General features: G+C 69.3%; 18 protein-coding genes. 8 read left to right on the plus strand and 10 right to left on the minus strand.

Features of this window, described 5'->3' with window-relative positions:
* Window positions 1-78 precede the first annotated feature (78 nt).
* The 5 genes from ACFWIW_RS03815 to ACFWIW_RS03835 all read left to right on the plus strand — a co-directional run bounded on the left by ACFWIW_RS03815 (window position 79) and on the right by ACFWIW_RS03835 (window position 5,746).
* Window positions 79-1,167: a hypothetical protein gene (locus ACFWIW_RS03815; RefSeq protein WP_378366985.1), complete on the plus strand. Its 1,089-nt coding sequence runs from the start codon at window positions 79-81 to the stop codon at window positions 1,165-1,167.
* Window positions 1,167-2,321, plus strand: coding sequence for a toxic anion resistance protein (locus tag ACFWIW_RS03820; protein WP_378366986.1), 1,155 nt, complete (start codon window positions 1,167-1,169; stop codon window positions 2,319-2,321). Before ACFWIW_RS03815 ends, ACFWIW_RS03820 begins: the two co-directional genes overlap by 1 nt.
* Window positions 2,318-3,940: a substrate-binding domain-containing protein gene (locus ACFWIW_RS03825; RefSeq protein ID WP_378366987.1), complete on the plus strand. Its 1,623-nt coding sequence runs from the start codon at window positions 2,318-2,320 to the stop codon at window positions 3,938-3,940. Before ACFWIW_RS03820 ends, ACFWIW_RS03825 begins: the two co-directional genes overlap by 4 nt.
* On the plus strand, window positions 3,937-4,515 hold the full coding sequence (locus ACFWIW_RS03830) for a hypothetical protein (RefSeq protein ID WP_378366988.1): 579 nt from the start codon (window positions 3,937-3,939) through the stop codon (window positions 4,513-4,515). The genes ACFWIW_RS03825 and ACFWIW_RS03830 overlap by 4 nt, the downstream gene beginning before the upstream one ends.
* A gap of 127 nt (window positions 4,516-4,642) precedes the next feature.
* Window positions 4,643-5,746 (plus strand): peptidase inhibitor family I36 protein, encoded by a 1,104-nt coding sequence (locus ACFWIW_RS03835; protein WP_378366989.1) that lies wholly within the window; start codon window positions 4,643-4,645, stop codon window positions 5,744-5,746.
* A gap of 42 nt (window positions 5,747-5,788) precedes the next feature.
* On the opposite strand, the gene ACFWIW_RS03840 is transcribed toward ACFWIW_RS03835, so the two are convergent.
* Together ACFWIW_RS03840 and ACFWIW_RS03845 are read right to left on the minus strand one after the other, a co-directional pair.
* Window positions 5,789-6,583, minus strand: coding sequence for an LmeA family phospholipid-binding protein (locus ACFWIW_RS03840; RefSeq protein ID WP_378366990.1), 795 nt, complete (start codon window positions 6,581-6,583; stop codon window positions 5,789-5,791).
* A 45-nt stretch (window positions 6,584-6,628) separates the two neighbouring features.
* Window positions 6,629-6,883 carry a hypothetical protein gene (locus tag ACFWIW_RS03845; RefSeq protein WP_378367193.1) on the minus strand — a complete coding sequence of 85 codons (255 nt, stop codon included), beginning with the start codon at window positions 6,881-6,883 and terminating at the stop codon, window positions 6,629-6,631.
* A 175-nt stretch (window positions 6,884-7,058) separates the two neighbouring features.
* Between ACFWIW_RS03845 and ACFWIW_RS03850 the strand changes: the two genes are divergently transcribed.
* A complete protein-coding gene (locus ACFWIW_RS03850; RefSeq protein ID WP_378366991.1) occupies window positions 7,059-7,757 on the plus strand; it encodes a class I SAM-dependent methyltransferase in 699 nt (232 codons plus the stop codon).
* A gap of 35 nt (window positions 7,758-7,792) precedes the next feature.
* Here ACFWIW_RS03850 and ACFWIW_RS03855 read toward each other — a convergent pair whose 3' ends face one another.
* Both ACFWIW_RS03855 and ACFWIW_RS03860 read right to left on the minus strand, forming a co-directional pair.
* On the minus strand, window positions 7,793-8,383 hold the full coding sequence (locus ACFWIW_RS03855) for a hypothetical protein (protein ID WP_378366992.1): 591 nt from the start codon (window positions 8,381-8,383) through the stop codon (window positions 7,793-7,795).
* 38 nt (window positions 8,384-8,421) lie between these two features.
* Window positions 8,422-9,846: a M20/M25/M40 family metallo-hydrolase gene (locus tag ACFWIW_RS03860; RefSeq protein WP_378366993.1), complete on the minus strand. Its 1,425-nt coding sequence runs from the start codon at window positions 9,844-9,846 to the stop codon at window positions 8,422-8,424.
* Between the two features lie 110 nt (window positions 9,847-9,956).
* On the opposite strand from ACFWIW_RS03860, the gene ACFWIW_RS03865 reads away from it, so the two are divergent.
* Entirely contained in the window at window positions 9,957-11,096 is a 1,140-nt protein-coding gene (locus tag ACFWIW_RS03865; protein WP_378366994.1) for a HEAT repeat domain-containing protein, read from the plus strand.
* 87 nt (window positions 11,097-11,183) lie between these two features.
* Here ACFWIW_RS03865 and ACFWIW_RS03870 read toward each other — a convergent pair whose 3' ends face one another.
* The gene (locus ACFWIW_RS03870) at window positions 11,184-12,365 is read right to left on the minus strand and encodes a DUF222 domain-containing protein (protein WP_378366995.1); all 1,182 of its coding nucleotides are present in this window, start codon (window positions 12,363-12,365) and stop codon (window positions 11,184-11,186) included.
* A gap of 549 nt (window positions 12,366-12,914) precedes the next feature.
* Window positions 12,915-13,319: a hypothetical protein gene (locus tag ACFWIW_RS03875; protein WP_378366996.1), complete on the minus strand. Its 405-nt coding sequence runs from the start codon at window positions 13,317-13,319 to the stop codon at window positions 12,915-12,917.
* A 376-nt stretch (window positions 13,320-13,695) separates the two neighbouring features.
* On the opposite strand from ACFWIW_RS03875, the gene ACFWIW_RS03880 reads away from it, so the two are divergent.
* A complete protein-coding gene (locus tag ACFWIW_RS03880) occupies window positions 13,696-14,994 on the plus strand; it encodes an OmpA family protein (RefSeq protein WP_378366997.1) in 1,299 nt (432 codons plus the stop codon).
* A gap of 4 nt (window positions 14,995-14,998) precedes the next feature.
* Here the strand turns inward: ACFWIW_RS03880 and ACFWIW_RS03885 are convergent, their stop codons facing one another.
* From ACFWIW_RS03885 to ACFWIW_RS03900, 4 genes are read right to left on the minus strand one after another with little or no spacing between them, the layout of a single operon-like run.
* Window positions 14,999-15,469 carry a hypothetical protein gene (locus tag ACFWIW_RS03885; protein WP_378366998.1) on the minus strand — a complete coding sequence of 157 codons (471 nt, stop codon included), beginning with the start codon at window positions 15,467-15,469 and terminating at the stop codon, window positions 14,999-15,001.
* A gap of 14 nt (window positions 15,470-15,483) precedes the next feature.
* Complete coding sequence (locus ACFWIW_RS03890) at window positions 15,484-15,948, minus strand: VOC family protein (protein WP_378366999.1); 465 nt, start codon at window positions 15,946-15,948, stop codon at window positions 15,484-15,486.
* A 4-nt stretch (window positions 15,949-15,952) separates the two neighbouring features.
* On the minus strand, window positions 15,953-18,304 hold the full coding sequence (locus tag ACFWIW_RS03895) for a LuxR C-terminal-related transcriptional regulator (protein WP_378367000.1): 2,352 nt from the start codon (window positions 18,302-18,304) through the stop codon (window positions 15,953-15,955).
* Entirely contained in the window at window positions 18,301-19,446 is a 1,146-nt protein-coding gene (locus ACFWIW_RS03900; RefSeq protein ID WP_378367001.1) for a molecular chaperone DnaK, read from the minus strand. Before ACFWIW_RS03900 ends, ACFWIW_RS03895 begins: the two co-directional genes overlap by 4 nt.
* Window positions 19,447-19,480: the final 34 nt, after the last annotated feature.

Below are 19,480 nucleotides of genomic sequence, written 5' to 3' on the forward strand. Positions count from 1 at the left end.
ACTTCGAAATGGCCCGCCCGCGCGTCAAAAGAGTCGAACGGGCTGAAAGATCGAGCCCGTGAACGAGGGGGTGGGCCGGTGAAACGCCGTCTGTCGATCGGCCTGGCCGTGGTACTGCTGCTGGCCGTGGCCGCGGTGATCGTCTGGGGCCGGGGCGATGACGAGAACACCGCGCAGGGCACGGATCTGACCACGGTGCGCGGGGTCATCGGTTCGGAGAAGCTCGCCTTCTTCTCCGACAAGCGGGTGGCGGACGCGTTCGCCGAACACGGGCTGAAGGTCGAGGTCGACACCGCGGGCTCGCGGCAGATCGCGAGTATGGATCTCGGGAAGTACGAGTTCGCGTTCCCGTCCTCGTCGCCGGCCGCGCAACGGATCCAGCGCGACCATCAGGTGACCGGCGTGCACACGCCGTTCCAGTCGCCGATGGCGGTCGCGACCTTCGAGCCGATCGTGAATCTCCTGAGCGCCAACGGGATCGTGCGCAAGGGCGCCGGCGAGTACCAGGTGCTCGACATCGCGAAGTACCTCGAACTCGCGCAGAAGGGCACGCGCTGGGACCAGCTTCCCGGTAACACCGCGTTCCCCGCTCGCAAGAACGTGCTGGTCACGACCACGGACCCGCGCGAATCGAACTCGGCGGCGATGTACCTGTCGATCGTTTCCTTCGTCGCCAACGGGAACAACGTGGTCAGCACGCCGGAAGCCGAGGCGAAGGTGCTGCCCGCGGTGTCGAAGCTGTTCATCGACCAGGGCTACACGCAGAACAGCACCGAGGGCCCGTTCGAGGACTATCTCGCCGCGGGGATGGGCAAGACGCCGATGGCGCTGATCTACGAGTCGCAGTTCGTCGACAGGCTGGTGCGCGCCGACGGTTCGATCCGGCCGGACATGCGCCTGCTCTACACGGCGCCGACGGTGTACTCCAAGCACACGCTCGTACCGCTGAAACCGAACGGCGACCAGGTCGGCAGGCTGCTCGCGACCGACCCGGAGCTGGGGAAACTCGCCGCCACCTTCGGTTTCCGCACCGGGGACCCGCGCCTGTTCGCCGACGTCGTCGCCGCGGCAAAGGCGCCGGTGCCCGCGGATCTGGTGGACGCCGTCGAGCCGCCGTCGTACGAAACGCTGGAGCGTCTGCTCGACGCGGTGAAGAAGCAGTACTGATGGACGATTTCACGCTCACTCCACCCGAACCGGTGGAGGCGATCCCGGCCGAGCGGGCCGCCGGCCTGGTCACCCTCGCGCCCGAGGTGCACGCTGAAGTCACGAAGCGCGCGGAAGATTTCGCCCGGCGGCTCGAAGCGCTCGACGTGCGGTCGCCGGACTTCACGCGCGTCCTGGACGAACTGCTCGCGGTCGGGGAGTCCGACATGCGCGCGGCGGCGACCGTCGCCGGTGCGCTGCTGGACCGGTCGACGCGGGCGCTCTCGGAAATCGGGTCGCCGCAACACCAGGCGACCGTGAGTCTGGCCGGGCTCCGGCGCGCCGTGGCGGAGATCGATCCGGCGAAGCTGCCGATCACGGGCCGCAAGCTGATGGGGCTGATTCCGGTCGCGGGCAGCGCGAAGAAGGCGCTGGACCGCTACCGCGCGGCCAACGAGCCGGTGAACGCGCTCGTACTGGACCTGCGCGCGCGGCAAGACGTCTTGCGACGGGACAACGCCGCGCTCAAGGGTGAACGAGAACGGCTGTGGGCGACGCTCGGCAAGCTGTCGGAAGCGGCCGCGTTCGCCGAGGCCGTCGACACGGCCGTCGACCGCCAGGCCGGGATCTTCGACTTCACCGATCCCGCGCGGGCCAAGGCGCTGCGGGCCGACGCACTGCATCCGATCCGGCAACGGCATCAGGACCTGCTGACCCAGCTCGCCGTCAGCGCGCAGGGCTATCTGGCGCTGGACCTGGTGCGGCGCAACAACGACGAGCTGATCCGCGGGATCGAGCGGGCGGTGTCGACGACGGTCGCGGCGCTGCGGGTCGCGCTCGTGGTGAGCGGGGCGCTCGCCGGGCAGCGTGACGTCCTCGACGAGGTCCAGGCCGTGCGGGCGACCACCGACGGGCTGATCAGGGCCAACGCGGAGATGCTGGAACTGCGCAGCGCCGAGATCCAGCGCGCGGGCAGTGACCCGGCGGTGGCGGTGGCGACGATCCGCGAGTCGTTCGAGCGGATCTACCGGAGCATCGACGCGATCGACGAATTCAAGGCGGGGGCCGTCTCGACGATGGCGGCGACCGTGGAGGCGCTGTCCGGGGAGATCCGGCGGGCCGAAGACCATCTGCGCCGGTCTCACGAGACGGCGGCGGCCGAGGGGGCATCGTGAAACGCTGGGCTGTGCTCACGGTGGCGGCGATCTGCGCGCTGTCACTGGTTTCCTGCGATTCGAGTGAAGGCGGGACGGGCCTGGGGGAGGCCGAAGCCGGCACGTTGCGGGTGCTCGCGGGTAGCGAGCTGGCCGACCTGCAGCCGCTGCTGGAACAGGAAGCCGCGGCCAGCGGGGTCAAGGTCAAATTCCAGTTCACCGGGACACTGGAAGGCACCGAGTCGCTGGCGAACGGCAAGGTGGACGGCCAGTACGACGCCGTGTGGTTCTCGTCGAACCGGTATCCGGCGGCGGTTCCGGAGGCCGCGAAACGGCTGGGCGAGCAGGTGAAGATCATGAGCTCGCCGGTGGTGCTCGGGCTGTCCGCGTCGGCCGCGCAGCGGCTCGGCTGGACCGGGCGGCCGGTGGGCTGGGGCGAGATCGCCGAACAGGCGGGGAAGAAGGCCTTCACCTACGGCATGACCGATCCGTCGGCGTCGAACTCCGGTTTCTCGGCGCTCGTCGGGGTCGCTTCGGCGCTCGCGGGGGCGGGCAACGCGATCGACGCGCGGCAGATCGCCTCCGTCACCCCAAAACTGACCGAGTTCTTCAGCGCGCAGGCGATGTCGGCGGGCTCGTCCGGCTGGCTTTCCGAGGCATACCAGCGACGGGCGAGCGGGCAGGATCCCGGCAAGAAGGTCGACGGGCTGATCAACTACGAGTCCGTCCTGCTGTCGATGAACGCGAGCGGGAAACTCCCCGAACCGCTGACGCTGGTGTATCCCTCCGACGGGGTGGTGACCGCGGACTATCCGCTGACGTTGGTGCAGAGCGCGAACTCCGACGCGCGGGACGCGCACCGCAAGCTGGCCGAGCGGCTGCGGACGCCGGACACCCAGCGCAAGATCATGGAGACCACGCAACGCCGTCCGGTCGTGCCCGGGGTCCAGCTGGGGCGGCAGTTCGCTCAGAAGGACCTCGTGGAGCTTCCGTTCCCGGCGACGCAGCAGGCGGTCGACGCGTTGCTGGGCGCCTACTTCGACAAGATCCGGCGGCCGTCGCGGACGCTGTACGTGCTCGACACCTCCGGTTCCATGTCGGGCGACCGGATCGAGTCGCTGCGCGCCGCGCTGATCGGGCTGACCGGCGCCGACGGTTCGCTGACCGGGCGGTATCGCCGGTTCCGCAGCCGCGAAGAGGTCACGATGCTGCCGTTCGACACCGTGCCGGGCACCCCGGAGACGTTCACCGTCCCGGAAGGCGATCCACAGCCCGCGTTGGACAAGATCAAGCGCTTCGCCGAGGGCCTCGACGCGAACGGCGGCACGGCGATCTACGACAGCCTTCAGCGCGCGTACGACATCATGGGCCCCTTGGTCGCGCGTGACCCCGATCGGTTCACCTCGATCGTGCTGATGACCGACGGGCAGAACGCGAACGGCGCCAAGTTCTCGGACTTCCAGCAGAGATTCCCGTCGCTGCCCGAGGCGATGCGGCAGATCCCGGTGTTCACCGTGATCTTCGGCGAAGGCGACTCCGCCGAACTCGGCGAGGTCGCGAAACGCACCGGTGGCAACGTGTTCGACGCGCGAGGCGACGTGCTCCCCAAGGTGTTCCAGGAAATCCGCGGGTACCAGTGATCGGGTACTTCGGCTCCACGAAGAACCTCGCCGGCTGCGTCGGCGGGCTGATCGGGCTGGTGCTCTACCTGACCGGTGTCGTCGGCGGATTGTGGCCGCTGGTCGTCGCCGGGCTGTACGCGGTGTTCGCCCTGCTCGCGCCGCCCGAACGGGTCCGGCTGGTCTCGGCGGACGCCGTCGCCGAGGCCGGGCAGCTGCGGGCGGACCTCGAATCGCTCGTGGGCAAGGTGACCGAACGGGCGCAGCGGATGCCCGTGTCCTCTGTGGACGGTGTGCGGCGGATCGCCGAGATACTCGACGACCTGCTTTCACGGCCGGAGCGGTGGGCGGCGAACCCGGACGTCCAGCACGCCGTCACCCGGTTGGCGCGAACGGATCTGCCGCTTTCGGTGGAGACCTACCTGAATCTGCCGTGGTGGTTCGCCGCCAAGCGGCCCGCCGAGGAACTCCTCGCGCAACTGGAACTGCTGGAGACCGAGGCGCACCGGATCGCGGAACGCTTCTACGCCGGCGACGTCCATCAGCAGGCCGACCACACGCGATACCTGCGCGAGCGCGGCGAATCGGCCCAGTAGTCCCGTTCAGTGGTAAGCGAAAAACAGTCTGCCGGTCGTTCTGCATGGGCAAACCGGTTTCCCCGTGGTGGACTCGTGAGGCCGATCCGGTCGTGGTCGGTATTCCGTTTCCACAGGGAGTTCAGACGTGCACAAGTACAGACTCGGGGCGGCCTTCCTGGCCGCTGTGGTGATGTGTCTCGCCGGCGGTGTCCCGGCGAACGCCGGACAGCGCGACGAACACTGCGTCGCCGACACGGCCACCGGAGCGTTCCGGTGCTTCGGCAGCGCCGAGGAATCCCTCGCGGCGGCGTCCGCGGGCGAGGTCGGCGCGTCCGCGACGGTGATCAGCGTGCTCTACGAACACGCGAACTTCGGCGGCGCGAGCGTCGCGGTCACCGGATCGCCGTGTGTCGAGGGGACCAACCAGACCGTCGGCTTCCTCGGTGCCTGGAACGACAGGATCTCCTCGTTCAAGACCTTCAACAACTGCTACATCACGATGTACGAGCACGCCGAATACCAGGGCGCCAGTCAGGAGTGGTACGCCAACGACAGCGCCAACTACGGGTCGAACATGAACGACCTCGGCAGCTCCGTCGTGTACTCGCGCGGGCCGTCCCGCGCCGAACTGCTCAAGGACTGCGGCCGCGCCACCAAGACCTGCAACGCCCACGTCGACCAGCGCGGTCAGGATTTCTACGGTGACTGGGGGCGGGTGGACACGGTCTTCAACTGCAGTGCCAACAAGATCACCCAGGTGATCGGGAAACGCGACACCCGCAGCGGGAAGAACACGGTGTCGAACGAGCTCAGCGTGAGCGCGGGCTTCGAGTTCCTCGTGCAGTGGACGGTCGCCTACAAGCGCACGTGGGGCCAGGAGTGGGGCTGGGAGACCAGCGAGAGCGTCGAGACCCGGATCGAGGTGAATCCGGGCTATTGGGCGGGTCTGGACCGCTCTCCGGTGATGCGCGTGGGCTACGGCTCTTACGACATGTGGTACGACAAGCGCCGATGGGGCCACCACCAGTGGTACGTCTGGAACTTCAGCGGTGAGGGCCCGGCGCCCGGTGTCGTCGGCCAGACCAGGACCGTCGGCAAGAAGATGACCTCGGAAGAGAAGAAGAAGGTGTGCGGGAAGTCGGCCGGTCTCGTGCGGTCGTCCGCCGTGACCGAGGCGGAATCCGCAACCACCGCGGCGAAGCCGGCCGCGCCCGCGGTGCGCGTCGCGCAGGGCGCGTTGCACAGCTGACCCGATGATGGCCCTCGTCGCCGCGGCGAGGGCCATCGCCGGTCAACGTCCGCCGAGTCTCGGCAGGGTCAACGTGGTCACCGCTGTCGTCACCCAGCCAAGCAGGTCGCCGAGCGGGATGGTGGACAGCTTCTCCGGCCACTCCTCGGCGAGCGCGTGCAGGACCAGATGACCGTCGTGCGCTTCGACCGCCGTGAGCCGGATCCCTTGCGGGAGTTCGGGCAGCGGCAGCACGATCGGTTTGAGCCGGGACGGCGGGCCGAACCGGCGGCGTCCGATGTGGACGGACATCGGCCGGAGGACGACGGCGTCGTGCTCCACAGTGGACTCCAGGGCGAGATGTCCCCAGCGGGGCCGCTTTTCCCAGCGGATGTGGAAATGTCCGTCGTCGCCGGGGGTCACGATGATGCCCGGCCGGACTTCGGCCACGCGTGACTGGAGGACTTCCGGGGATACGCGGATCGCCATCTTCACCTGTTCGGGAATGGCGGCCGGGGAGGGGAGCGAGCGTAGGCGGACGTTCGACGCCAGCACGGTGATGCGTTCCAGCGGGGTTTCCGGCCAGTCGACGTCCTCGACGACGATCCGCACGTCGCCGACCCGGCCGGTGGCGGCCAGGCTGAGGCTGTCGGCCTGGTAGTCGATCCCGGTCAGGGTGAGACCGACGTCGTGCCCGTCCACCTTGGCCGTCAGCCTCCGGCCGACCAGCTGCTCGGTCACGGTCTTCAGGAACGCGGCCGGGGTCACGGGCACGTTCGGCAACAGCGCCCGCCCGGCGGCGGCCAGGCCGAACAGCTCGGGAAGCGGGTTCAGGTCGAACCATCTGCCGTCGCTCATCCGTCCAGTGTCGCCGAACGGGACGCCGATCGCCGCCGCAGGGGGTCAGCGGGCCGCGAAACGGGCGATCACACCCGCCAGGATCACCCAGAACGCCGCGGCCAGGCCGTAATCGAGGATGACCGCGAGATTCGGGTCACTCACCGGGAAGAGGCCCGGCCAGAACAACGCCAGCGGCCTGGCGAGCGCCTGGATGAAGACGTAGAAACCGTTGCCCGCGTTGGCTCCCGCGAGCACCATCACCATGTACAGCAGCTCGATGAAAGCGAACAGCGCGCCGATGCCGGTGATGACGCGCACGGCGGTGTTGCTCCTGCTGGTGGTTCGCCATCTGGACATACCGGAAAAGTTCCCGGACTCCGTGGCGGCAAACGCTTCAGTGGCCAAGTTGCGCCGATCGGCCGTACCCCGCTCACTGCCTGGAGACGGTCCGTGACGCACTGCTCGATTGCTGATATCGATTATCATTGCCGATATGAGCACTGGGGACTGGAGTGACAGCTGGGATCGCCTCATGGCGGGATATCAGCCAGGACGCGAGCAGGCCATCGAGTGGATGATCGACCTGATCGCGGCGCACCGCGACGGCCGGGCGCCGAGGGTGCTGGACGTGGGTGGCGGCACGGGCACTCTCTGCTCTCGTCTGCTCGCGCGTATGCCCGAGGCGGAGGTCACCCTGGTCGATCTCGACCCGGTGATGCTGGCGATCGCCGGTGCGTCGCTCCCGTCCTCGGTGGAGGTGGTCCGGGCCGATCTGCGTGATCCGGGCTGGACCGCCTTGTTGCCGGACAGCGGCTACGACGCCGTACTGGCGGTCATGGCGCTGCACTACCTGCCACCGGACCGATTGACGGCCTTGTACGCCGAACTCGCCGGGCTGGTGCGGGCGGGCGGGTTCGTGGCCAACGTGGACGACATGCCGGAAGGGGAAACCGTGGTGTCCGAGAGCGATGACGGCTCCTGGGGCGCCTGGTGGGATCAGGCCGCGGCGGATCCGGTGCTGGGCCCGGCCGTGGTGGAACGGGCCCGGCTGTTCGGCGATTCGCCTTCGGCGGAATGGCATCCTCCCGCCGCGTGGCACCTGCGGGCCTTGAAGGCCGGGCCGGTCGACGAGCCAGCCGTGGCGTGGCGGAACGGTGCTCAAGCCGCTGTTGTGGCCTTCAGGGCTCGCTGAACGGGCGATTGATGCATCTCCGCCCGGCCAGGCGGTCAGTCGTCCAGAGGTGCGCCGCGCCATTGCCAGCCGGAGCGCGACGGCCGTCCCGGCAGCTCCGTCCGGTCCGTCGCCCACAGCAACGCCGTCCAGGGATCGACGCCGGCGACGTCCACTTCCGGGAACATCCGCGCGAGCACTCGCGAACAGACGTCGCGCGGCGGATCGAGGGTGACCCGGAGTCCCCTGGCCATGTCCTCGCCGTGGACCAGGACTTCGACACAGCCCATCCCGGCGAAACCTTCGAGGTCGGCACGGCCGCTCGGGTGGTACGCGCGGACTTCCGGCGCCACCGTGCGGAGCGTGGCACCCAGGATGCCGCCGGCGACCGTGACGAACTCCAGCATCTCCGACGGCGTCGCGGCCTGGTCGGCGACGGATTCGAAGCAGACGAAACGCGGTGTCGACGGCCGCGCGATCAACAGGCCCGCATAGGAGATGAGGCAGTCGCCGAGGTGCTCGGCCGTGCGCCAGGCGTTCAGCTCGCCGGTGCCCGGTGCCGCCGACCAGTCACGGCCCGACGCCTGGCGGAGTTCGCCGACCACACTCGTGATCGCGGCGTCGAGGTCGCCGGGGGTGATTGTCATCGTGGCATCAGCTCAGTGTCATCAACTTGAGGGTCTCGTCAACTTGAGGGTGTCGGAAACGCGACCGGCCCGCGGTGACCGTTCTTCCCGACCGCGCGGACACCGAAGAACACATTGTCCTTCGACAGATCCACCTTAGCCTCGGTCGTGTCGCCGACCCTGACGACGTGCGTCCAGTCGGCCGCCGTCGTCTCCCGCCAGACGACCTCGTAGCCGGCGAGGTCGGGGTCTGTTCCGCGCCGCCACACCAGATCCGTCTCGTTCGTGAGGCGGTTCGTCCGGATCCGGACGTCTTCCGGGGTACCGGGCGCGGTCGCCAGCGACCACATCGTCGCGGCGTTGACCCGCGCGACCCTGGCGATGAACGGGAAGTCGCAGAACTCGGGCAGATCGCCGAACCGCTTGCCGTTCTCCACCCGGACGTCCTGGTGCTGATGGGCGTAGTCCTCGTGCGGTTCGGTGAACCGCGCGGCCGGATATCCCTGCTCCAGGAACGGGATGTGGTCGCCGCCCCGGAGGTAGCGGTCGCGCCGGTAAATGACCCGCACGGTCATGCCGGTCGCTTCGTTGTCCGCGACCGACCGCACGAACCGCGCCAGCTGCCGGGAGGGCGAATCGTTCTCCCCGCCGACCGCGCGCCGGATGTCGGCCTGCGCCGGCGTTTCCGACGTCGGCACGCCCTCGGCGAACAAGCGGATCGTGCGCGGATCCCGCGTCCCGTCGTCCGCCCGGCTCGATCCGACGATGTCGTTGGTGAACATCGCCTGCACGTTCGTGCCCGCCGTCTTGAACAGCGTGGCCATGTGCCGTGCGCCGAACAGGCCCTGTTCCTCACCGGCGACGGCGGCGAACACGATGGTCGCGGCCGGACGGCGAGTGGCGAGCACCCGGGCGAGCTCCATCGCGACGGCCACCCCGGAGGCGTCGTCGTCGGCACCCGGCGCGTCCTTCGTCGCGTCGAGCGGATCAGAGCACCGCGAGTCGTAGTGGCCGGACACGACGTAAACCCGTTCCGGGGTGGTGGAGCCGCGCAAGGTGGCGACGACGTTGGTGATCGTGGTCGCGACCGGGATCCGGGGCGGAGCGGGCTGCTGCAGATACGACTGCAGCCGGACCGTCATCCGGCCGCCCGATCGTTCGGCGGATTTCGTCATCTCCGCGAGGATCCAGTCGCGGGCGGCGCCGATTCCCCGGACGGGATCGGTCTGCGAGGACAACGTGTGCCGGGTTCCGAAGGCCGCGAGTCTGCGTACGGTGGCCTCGATGCGGTGCTCGTCGATCTCCCGGAGGATCGCCCGGAGTTCCGCGTCGGGTCGTTGAGGGGTGAGCCGTTCGCCGGGTTCTTCGGTGACGGCCGGGACCTCGGCGCCGGCGGCCTGGGGGAGAGCCGTCGATGACAGGGCGGCCGCCGAGAGCGCGGCCGACGTGGACAGGAAAACTCGTCTGGACCTTTCCTCAGCCATTCTCTTGTTCCTACGCGTCCTGCGTCCGGGCGTCTACCCGCGAAAAGGATGAGCGCGGTGGGCGGGTGATGGGAGAGGATCACCAGGTGATCTTCGGGAAAAGGAAGTCTGTGGCCGAGGCACTCCGGGAAACTCTGGAGAGCCGGGGACACGACGTCGGCGTGCTTGTCGATGCGCTCGTGCGCGCCGACAAGTCCGGCGACGCCTCCGAAATCACGGCCGCCTTCGCGACGATCACCGCGACACCTGCGCTCGTCCCGACTCTCGACGTGCACTTCCGGTATCACCGGGCCTTGGTCGACGCCGGTCACCGACTCATGACAGGTGAGGCCGGGCCGTTGACGACCGCGATCGCCGCTTCGCACGGCAACGGCCGGATCCGGGAGCTGGCAGTCACGAGGATGCTGGCGAGCCCGCGCCCGGAGATGCTTCCGTTCCTGCTGGTGCGCATGACGGACTGGGCGTCGCCGGTCCGCGACGTCGCCCGCATGGGTGTCGTCCGGCTGCTGCACGATGATCCGTCGACGTATTTACGGCCCGCCGCCGAAACGATGATTCACCTTCGACGCCGTCGTCGCGGGGGCTTCGGCGTGCAGCAGTTGTACGCGGCTGCGTACGACGCCCCAGTGGCGGTGCTCGAACAGCTGATGTGCTCGGTGAACTCAGCGGTGTCGAGGTTCGCGTTCGAGGTCAGAACTCGGCGTGGTGATCTGAAACTCGATGAGCTGATTCGGCTTGCCCTGACGAATCCCGACAAGAGCATCCGCGCCCGAGCCGGTGAGGCCGTCGCCCGCGAGGCCGTGTGGACCGGTCGCGTGGACGCCCTGCGCAAGCTGGCCGCCTGCCGCCACGGCGAGGTGCGGATCAGCGCACTGACCGGACTCGCGCGCCTCGGCCACTGGGAGGAAATCGCCGGTCTGCTGGACGACAGTTCCACGCTGATCCGCGCGCTCGCACGGGATGCTGCCCGCCGAACGGGTGTCGACGCTGTCGACTGGTACCGGTCGGCGGTTTCCGGTGCGAACCCTTCTCTCGGCGCCATCGCGGGGCTCGCCGAGTCGGGGCGGGAAGAGGACGGGCAACTGCTCTATCCGTTGCTGAGGCATCCCGTGGCCAGGGTGCGGGCTCAAGCCGTTGGGGCACTTCGGATTTTGGATGCGGTTCCGGTCGAGCCGGTGAGGTCGATGGTCGAGGATCCTTCCCGTCGGGTGGTCAGGGCGGCCTGGAAGGCATTGCGGACAAGGGCCTGATGTCCGCAGCCATCGGGCGTCGGACATGGCGGGCCGCGAAGGCGTCGGGGCGTTTTGGCAAGCCCCTGCGGCCATCCGTTTCCGTGCTCAGGTCTGAGGTTCATCGTCCTCGGGGCCCGTGCGTGGTTCGTGGAACGACTCTGGCGTCGTCTCGTAGGTATGGCCGCTCGGCGTGGTGATGATCATTCCGCCGTCGCCGGTGGGCACGGCCGACCACCCGGGTTCCTCTTTGAGCAGGTTGTGGTTCTTGCAGTGGACGTGACAGTTGTGATGATTGGTCTTTCCGCCGCGAGCCCGCGCGACGATATGGTCGATCTCGGAGGCCTCGGCCGGCAGATGACAGCCCGGTTGGGTGCACTCGCGGTCCCTCGCCTTGATCAAGCGGGCCAAGGACGCCGGTGATCGGTACTTGTCGCCGCCCGCCTCGAGCAACTGGCCTGTGGCGGAGTCGGTGATCAGCCGAGACCAGGTCGATGCGGGGTCGGACGCGATTTCGCGGACCAGCCAGTCGGGAATGGGACCGTACCCGGCGAGTGTCGCGGGATCATCGCGCGCACCGACGAGTGTCAAGAAATCGACGTAGACATGGATATGGGCCCGGGGCTTTCCCCGGCCGTTCTCCGCCAGCAGTCGTTCGGCGAAGATATCGGCGCGATGCTGGTCGAGCGTCCGGGATTTGTCCTTGTTCCGCCGGGCTCGCGCGGCGCGGCTCATTGAGGCGTAGATGGAACTGGCGACTTCCGTGGGAAGGTGGCCTGAGAGTGTGGACATGGTCTCGTCGTCGTGTTCCAACGAGATATGCCGCAACGCGCGTTTCTTCGCCGCTCGTTCGCGATAGCCGTCGGGATCGAATTTCTGCACGGCGTGTCTCACCGAGCCCCGGATCGCGCCGGGATCGCGATCGGCGAGACGTTTGGTCAGCCAGGCGTCGACCTGCGCCGCGACTTCGTCCGACACTGCCCGGGTCAGCTGCATGACCTTGGAAGCCTTGTACAGGTCGATATCGCCACGATCCAACGCCGCCAGCGTGTTCGGCAGGCGGGCGACCAGAGCGCACGAGGTCTCGACGAGCAGGTACGCGTGATTGCGGGTGACCGAGAAGCGCAAGGCGACCTCCTCGGTCACGGATCTTCGTGATCCACCGCGAGCGGCGAAGTCGGCTAACGCTCGTACCTGACGCCCCTGCGTTCGTCGAAGGGAAAGCTCTTCGTCGAACGCGGCGTCAAGAAAGCGAGCGGCTTTCGGGTTATAAGCGAGAGTTGTGGTCATGCCCATGATCATAGTCGAACGCGCGTTCGAATGCGATCGAGATCGTGATCGAATTTACGCGGAGAGTGAACGGGCCAGTGACGACCGTTTGTTCATGTTGAGATGCGGTCACCGAGTGAATGGGGAGGGGAGCGGCGACTACCCCGGACTGCTGGAAGACCGAGAAGTGTTGGCGGCGCGAGCCGGTGATCGGCGACGAGCACGGCTGAGGGCTGGCTCGACTGTTTCGACGGGCGAGGGCTGCTCTATCGGATCGAGCTTTCCTCCGTTCGAGTCGCCGGCCGCGACACGTACCCGAGCGGGATGTGCGGGGAACTTCCGACGCCGACCTCGTCGATACTCTGGCCGATGCTGAGCTCGTGGGAAGAGGACACCCGGGGTGCCGGCTCTGAGGGCAGGCGGACGCCACAGTGAGGCGCCAGTGCCCGTATCTCCTGGGTGATTCGCGACTGACCGACCTCGTTTCGCGCCATCGCGACGAGTGAACGTCCGCTCATGCCGCATGTCGCCTCGGTCGCCGCGACCAACCCCACCTGACTCGTATCGGCTTCACTTGCCGGTGCTGCTGTCCCAGAGCGCGTAGAACGCAGAACGGGAAATCGGTGTGAAGCCGGGATCGGCGAGGTCGAGTGCTCGATCGGTGAGTCCGCCGGCGTCATCTTCGATGTTCCGCCAGCAGTAGCGGTGAGCAGTTCCGGACGAATCCAGCTCGATTTGTTTGATGGCCACTGCCTCGTCGTTGACCGTGATCGCTTCCCACAGCCAGCGAGCTCCTTCGTCGACCAGGCCTTCATGGTCCACGTACTCGTAGTACTGGCGAAGCTCGGAGCTTTCGTCGAACGCCCGATACCAAGCGACGCTTGCCCGGAACGCGGCTTCAGTCTCCAGCGACCAGTGCCGTTGTGCGGCCAGACGCCGGTAGCGCGTCTCCACGTCCTGCGGAAAATCGTTCACTGCCGAAGTATGCCGGTGGTTGAGCGCGGAGGCGCAGGAGCCGGCTCGGCATCGGGCCGCCAGGGAGCGGAGGCCACCACCGCCGATCACTGCGCCGATGTCGAATCGGGCCACTCACCCGAGCACGATGATGCCGTACCTGGTGATGAAGTTCTTCGCCCCAGGACGCTGTCGATCTGGCCCAGCGTCGCCGCGGGCACCGAGCTGACGAGTTGCCACGCCCCGCGAGCCGCCAGCGTCTCGCGATCGGCCCCCGCTCACGTCGGACTTCGCTGCCCGAATGGCCCGTGCCCGCGCCCGGATGGCTGCCCGCAGGGGTACCGACGCGGCAACCAGGCCGGTGCCACCATGGAGTGACCATACGAGAGGCCGGCCCATGCCGTTGCGAACCGCCCGATCGCAGACCGACGCCGGAACCGAACCCCTGGCCACCCGCGGGCCGGTGGCGCGAGCGCATCTTCCCGCGCTGCCCGGGAACCGCTCCTCGCTGGCGTCGCTTGGTCCCGCGTCGCTCCTGCGGCTGCAGCGCGCGGCGGGCAACGCTGCGGTGGCGGGCGGCGTCGCGGCGTTGGCCGTCGATCCCGCGGCCTCCGTGCAGCGGTGCGGCTCGACCCCGGCCGACGAGTGCCCGTGCCATGGCGAAGACGCCTCCCCGGAAGGGGAGCAGCGCCAGGCGACCGTCCAGCGAGCCCAGATGTCCGCCGAGGCCCCTATCGTGGTGCAGCGGACGACGGTCGGCCCGATCCTCGACGAGTACTTCTCGCCGTTGTCGTCCCCGCGGGTGTGGGTCATGGAGGAGAGCGACCCGTACACCGTGCTCGTCCGCGGGTGGCAGCCGGTGATCGACGGCCAGGCGTGGCTCCTGAACCACCTCGAACAGAACGCGGCGGAGTGGGACACCAGGCACCGCACGACGCCGGGGTGGAGTTCCGGCATGACGGGGCACGATCCCGCCGCGGCGTCGAACTCCGTGCCCCACCCTCCTGGCACGGATCCGACGACCTGCCGCAACGCGTTCATCCCGTACGTGGCCGGGGAGGTCGGGCGCGGGCTGGCGGGCCCCGTCGGGCCGCTCCTCCCGCGGATCGAGACATGGGAACTGCACACTTGCGCGATCGGGTCGTTCGTCCTGCGCGCGACGGTCGACGCGATCGACCAGACCGCCGGGACCGCGACGGTGAACATCTGGATGCAGAACGAGATGAGCCGGACGTCGTTCGGGCGGTTCGCCGACCAGGCGGTGCTGAGCGGCCAGGCGACCCAGTACATGTGGTGGCACTGGCGCGTGCAGCACCGGTGGGTGCCCACGCCTCCACCACCTCCGCCCCCGGCGCCCGCGCCGCCCCTCGTGCTCACCGGCGACCTGCTGTTCGACTTCAATTCGGCGACCGTGCGACCCGAGGCCCGGTCGGCGTTGGCCGCCGTGGTGCCGGCGCTGCGGGCGAGGCCTTCGACGAACGTCGTGGGGCACACGGATTCCCGAGGGACCGACGAGTACAACCAGAGACTCTCGGAGCGACGGGCACAGGCCGTGATCGCCGTCCTCGTCGCGGAGGACGGGTCGCTCGCAGGCCGGCTGCACGCGTCCGGGCGGGGTGAGTCGGAGCCGGTCGACACCAACGACACGCGGGCGGGCCGACAGCGCAACCGGAGGGTCGAGCTCGCGACGCCGTGACGGCTCAGCGACCCTTGTGGTGGCGGCGGGCGGCAGGCGGGCGTGATCGGATATCGGCCAGTGCCCACGGCTGCCTGCCGTGTCGCAGGTGGCCGGCGAGGAGATAGCCGATCCCCTTGGGCGTGAAGCCGGCGTCGTGGATGGCGGCCGGGGTGGGCTCGACGCAGTCCCAGGAACACCCGCTCGGCGCTGGAGGAAGCCGCTCCGGGATCGAGGCGTCACCGTCGATGTGCGCGACGAACACGTATTCGTCGTCGACGCCGGTCTTGTCGATGTCGATGAGCGCGCCGATGGTCGTGTCGAGGTTCGCCTGCTCGCGGAGGGCGAGCCGCAAGGCCTCGTCGAACGGCCGATCGCTGTCGCCGACCCGCCGGCCGGGCAGAAGATGGCGACTGGTGCCGTCGGGAAGGTCTTGCCGTAGGGCGAGCAGATATCCGTTCGGCGTCCTGATGACCGCGCTCAAGCGGACGGACATGGACGGCTCCTCCGTCACGGACCGGCGGCCGGGTCGTCGAGGTCGAGCGGCGGCATCGCCGCCGCGTCTCGCGCCCAAGCGTCGCGAAATCCCGGTTGGACCGCGAGATCGACCAGTTCGATCCTGGCCCCGATGCTGTCGAGCCGATGGTAGGTGAAGGAGCGCCCGTAGGGGCAGGAGTCGAACTCGATCGGCGCGCCCCGGTCCGCCAGCCGCTGTTTGTCCGCCACGACGTCCTTGGACCAGTAGCCGATGTGGTCGAAGCGGGATCCGCCGGTCGCGTCCCACGGACTGCCGGCGGGCCCTTGGATCACCTCGAAGAACGGCGGCCCGCCGGTCGAGAACACGATTTCGTAGTCCCAGTCCCCGAGGGTGCCCGCACGGACCGGGCTCCAGGTCACCCCGAGAGTGCGGGTGAGGTCCTCGGTCGCCTGTCCGATATCCCGGACGACGAAGCACAGGTGGTAGAAGGCGTTCAACTGCTCAACCCTCGCCAACCGCGAGCAACTCCCGCAGCATCGCCAGCAGTTCCCGCCGGTCCCCGGCCCCGAGTTTCCCGCGGATCCGCGCCATATGGTGTTCCACGGTCTTCCCCGAGATGAACAGTTCGCTCCCGGCCTGCTTGTACGTCAGCCCGCCGACGACGAGGCGGGCGACTTCCAGTTCCCGTTCGCTCAAGGCGTTCAGTCCGGTGGCCGCGACGGGTTCCGGTGCCCGGCCTTGGAACTGCCGGGCCGCTTCGAGCAGCTGGACCATCGCCTTCCGGTCGGAGGTCCGGATCGCCGCCTGCCCGGCCAGCCGGGAGGCGTCCCAGCAGAGCCCGAGTTCGTGCAGTTCCGACGCGGACGCGGTGATCGATTCCGGATCGAAACTCCCGGTCAAGACCGCGAGCCAGCCGGTCGCGGCGGCGGCGAGGGCCGCGGGATAGCGGCCGCAGGGGGCGAAATCGGTCAGCGCGGCCAGATGTTCCCCTGCCGACGCGTGGTCCTCGACGGTGATGGCGGCGTGCAGTTCGTGCCAGCGCAGGGTCGCTGTCCACAGTGGAGGGTTGCCGAGCGCGTCGAGCACGGCGTGTGCCCGTTCCAGCTGTCCGGCCAATTTGGCGCTCGCGCCGCCCCGTGCGGCCGCGATCGCGAGTTCTCCCAGCGGCAGCAGCGAATACAGGTCCGGTTGCTGGCGCATCGACGCCTGATACGCGCGGTCCCAGGAGCGTTGCAGGCCGGGAAGATCGCTCGCTCGCCGTGCCAGACCCAGCTGCAGGGTGGCGGCGAAGAGTTCGTCGCGCGCTTCGAGGCCGTCCGGCGGCATCAGTGCCTCGGCGGCCGTCTTGAGGTCGCCCGCGGTCATCGCGACCCAGCCGAGCAGCAGCCGGTGCCGCTTCGCGAGCAGGTCGCCACCGATCCGGCCGTTCTCCGCGCGGTTCAGCACCGACTCGGCCAGCGCGAGTTCGCCGGAATGCAGGCCCACCAACGCCGCGAGGGCCGCCGGACTGTCCGGGAGCGGCGCGGGCGCGCCCGCCGATTCCAGCATCGAAGCCGCGCCCAGCAAGGCGGAAAGTGTTTCGGTGCCGCAACCCGACACCGAATCGGTGATCGCCCGCGCCATCCGCGAGGCGGCTCCGGCGAACAGGGTCGGCACTTCGGGGGTTTCCAGCACACCCCGGGCGGCTTCGAGTTTTCCGGTGCCCAGCAACGCGATCGCGGCGAACGCCTTCGACGCCGCCCGCCCGGACCATTGGTACAGCTCGGCGCTGTGCGCCAGTTCGCCGCGATGCGCCAGCACGGTCGCGGCCACTTCGGCGCCCGCGGCCCTGGCGTCCGTGTCCGACGTGCTGCCGAGCATGCCGTCACCGAGCCGCAGTGCGGTGTCGAGGTCCCCGGCCAGCGCCGCGGCGTGCGCCCAGCCGACGGTGAGCGCCGCGCCGCGCCCACCGGCCTCGGACGCGGCCTCGTAGAACCGCGCCGCGAGTTTCGTGTCGTCGGGCATCGCCTCGCGTGCGGCCGCTTCGAAGGCCGCCGCCGCGCTCGCGCCCGAACTTCCCGTGCCCAGCAACGACCGGGCGAGGTCGAGCACCGGAAGCCCGTCCCGCAGCTGGAGTTCCACCAGCCGCTGCAGCACCGTCAGCCGTCGGCCCGGCGAACCCCAGGTCCGGATGGCTTCGGCCGCGATCGGCAGCAGGACGTCGTCCTCACCGAGGAGACCGGTCGCCCTGGCGCTGTCGAAGACTTCGGGCAGCCCTTCGCGATCGCGGTTGAGGAGCGCGGCAAGGAGATCGAGGTTCCGGCCCGCGCCCGCTTCCGCCGCGATCAGGTAGCGGTGCACGTCGTCGTCCAGCTGCTCCAGTTCGCCGCGGAAATCCGCGAGCCGCCCGGTGACCGTGCGCACCACGAGTCCCGGCACACCACCGGTTCTCGCGTGGACCTCCGCCGCGGTGGCCGCGTCGCCGCCGGCGTACTCGACGAGCCGCCGGACGTCGTCGACGCCGAAAGCGCCCAAGGTCACCGACCGGCCGAAGGAATCGGCCAGTACGCGCAGGGTCGTCGTCCGCGCCGCCGGCCGGAACGCCAGCACCACGGGCGCCGTGGTTTCTTCGGCCTGTGCCTTGATCTTCGCGAGCTCGTCGTCGTCGAGCTGATCGGCGTCGTCGACCAGCAGCGCTTCGACCCCCGCCTCCGCGTAGTGGCGTCCGAGCAGGCCGAGCAGGTGGGTCTTGCCGTGCCCGCCGGGGGCGACGACGGTGACCCGCACCGGGAGTTCCGGGGCGGTGGTCACCTCGTCGAGCAGGCTCCGGGCACCCGGATGGATGATGCCGGGCTTGTCGAGCAGTGCGTTCAACAGCGACCTTCGGGAGTGGACGGCGTGGCACCGGGGGTGGGCGGCGCGCACGAGCTCGAAGTGGCGGGAGGGGCTTCGGGACCCTTGTCTGCGGTGGCTTCTCGAGTGGTCAGGGTGAGCAGCAGGGTGGTCGCGGCGAGCACCACGACCGCGGCTCCGGCGACGAGGGGCTTGCGTCGGCTGAGCAGTTTCGCCGCCCCGGTGCGTTCTGGCAAGGGGAAGGGGGTGATGTCCACCGGCGGCCGTTCGGGCCGCTCGGTGAGCTCTTCGGGCGTGTCGACCCGGGGAAGCAGGGTGGTTTCGATGGTCGCGACGGCGTGCGATCCCGCCCCGCCGGGTTGAGGAAGGTCACGTCGCGCGGCGATGTTGGCCGCGCCGGTCGCCACCGTCAGCACCGGGTCGCTCGACGCGAAGACGGGGCACGGTGTCCGGCCGGGGACCGGCGGCGCTTCGCCGCAGAGCACGATGCCCGCCAGCGCCTGCGGCGGTATCCCGGCGCCGTGCGCGAGTTCGAAGACCTTGCCGACGGCCTCGGCGGGGTCGACACCTTCCAGCGTTTTGATCGGTTGCCAGCCGTTGACGGTGGCGGCGGCGATCGTGACGACCGCGCCGTCCGGGCCGAATTCGCAGACGCCGGCGGTGACGTCGCCGTGCGGGGCGAGGTACGCGTGCAGCGCGGCGACGGGCGCCGCCACCAGCGCGGCACGGGGGAATCCGGCCTCGGCCAGTGCCCGGCGCAGCAGGTCCCGGCGGAACGAACCCCAGCCGACGGGATGGGTGAGCACGATGTGGTGCGGTTTCTCACCGAAGCGTTCGGCCGCTTGATCCACCGCCGCGTCGACGAGGACCGCGCTGAGGGATTCGGCGGGGAACCGCTCGCCGCCGACGATCACGGGGACGTCGTCGCCGACCCGTTCGTGGAACCCGGTGAGCAGGCGGGCGGGCGCGGACCGGCCTGCCTCGACCGCGGCGTCCCCGGTGAGCAGGTAGCCGTCGTCGTCGAGGAACACCGCCGACGCCGCCGCCGGGCCCCGCGCGCCGAGCCACGACGGCTCGGGCACGCTCCAGCCGTCGCCGGAGTTCACGCAGGTGGCGGCGGTGGTGCGGGTCGAGGCGATATCGATGCCGAGGACGTAGGGCAACGAGCATCCTCCTTCGCTTGACCAGCCCCTAGGA

This window comes from Amycolatopsis sp. NPDC058340, assembly GCF_042723975.1.
In the GTDB taxonomy this organism is placed as follows: Bacteria; Actinomycetota; Actinomycetes; order Mycobacteriales; family Pseudonocardiaceae; genus Amycolatopsis.

Bases quoted from the DNA above. Each gene is read 5' to 3' on its own strand.
- ACFWIW_RS03870 (WP_378366995.1), bottom strand. From the start codon at position 12,365: ATGACCACAACTCTCGCTTATAACCCGAAAGCCGCTCGCTTTCTTGAC.
- ACFWIW_RS03860 (WP_378366993.1), bottom strand. From the start codon at position 9,846: ATGGCTGAGGAAAGGTCCAGACGAGTTTTCCTGTCCACGTCGGCCGCG.
- ACFWIW_RS03820 (WP_378366986.1), top strand. From the start codon at position 1,167: ATGGACGATTTCACGCTCACTCCACCCGAACCGGTGGAGGCGATCCCG.
- ACFWIW_RS03855 (WP_378366992.1), bottom strand. From the start codon at position 8,383: ATGACAATCACCCCCGGCGACCTCGACGCCGCGATCACGAGTGTGGTC.
- ACFWIW_RS03885 (WP_378366998.1), bottom strand. From the start codon at position 15,469: ATGTCCGTCCGCTTGAGCGCGGTCATCAGGACGCCGAACGGATATCTG.
- ACFWIW_RS03880 (WP_378366997.1), top strand. From the start codon at position 13,696: ATGCCGTTGCGAACCGCCCGATCGCAGACCGACGCCGGAACCGAACCC.
- ACFWIW_RS03850 (WP_378366991.1), top strand. From the start codon at position 7,059: ATGAGCACTGGGGACTGGAGTGACAGCTGGGATCGCCTCATGGCGGGA.
- ACFWIW_RS03840 (WP_378366990.1), bottom strand. From the start codon at position 6,583: ATGAGCGACGGCAGATGGTTCGACCTGAACCCGCTTCCCGAGCTGTTC.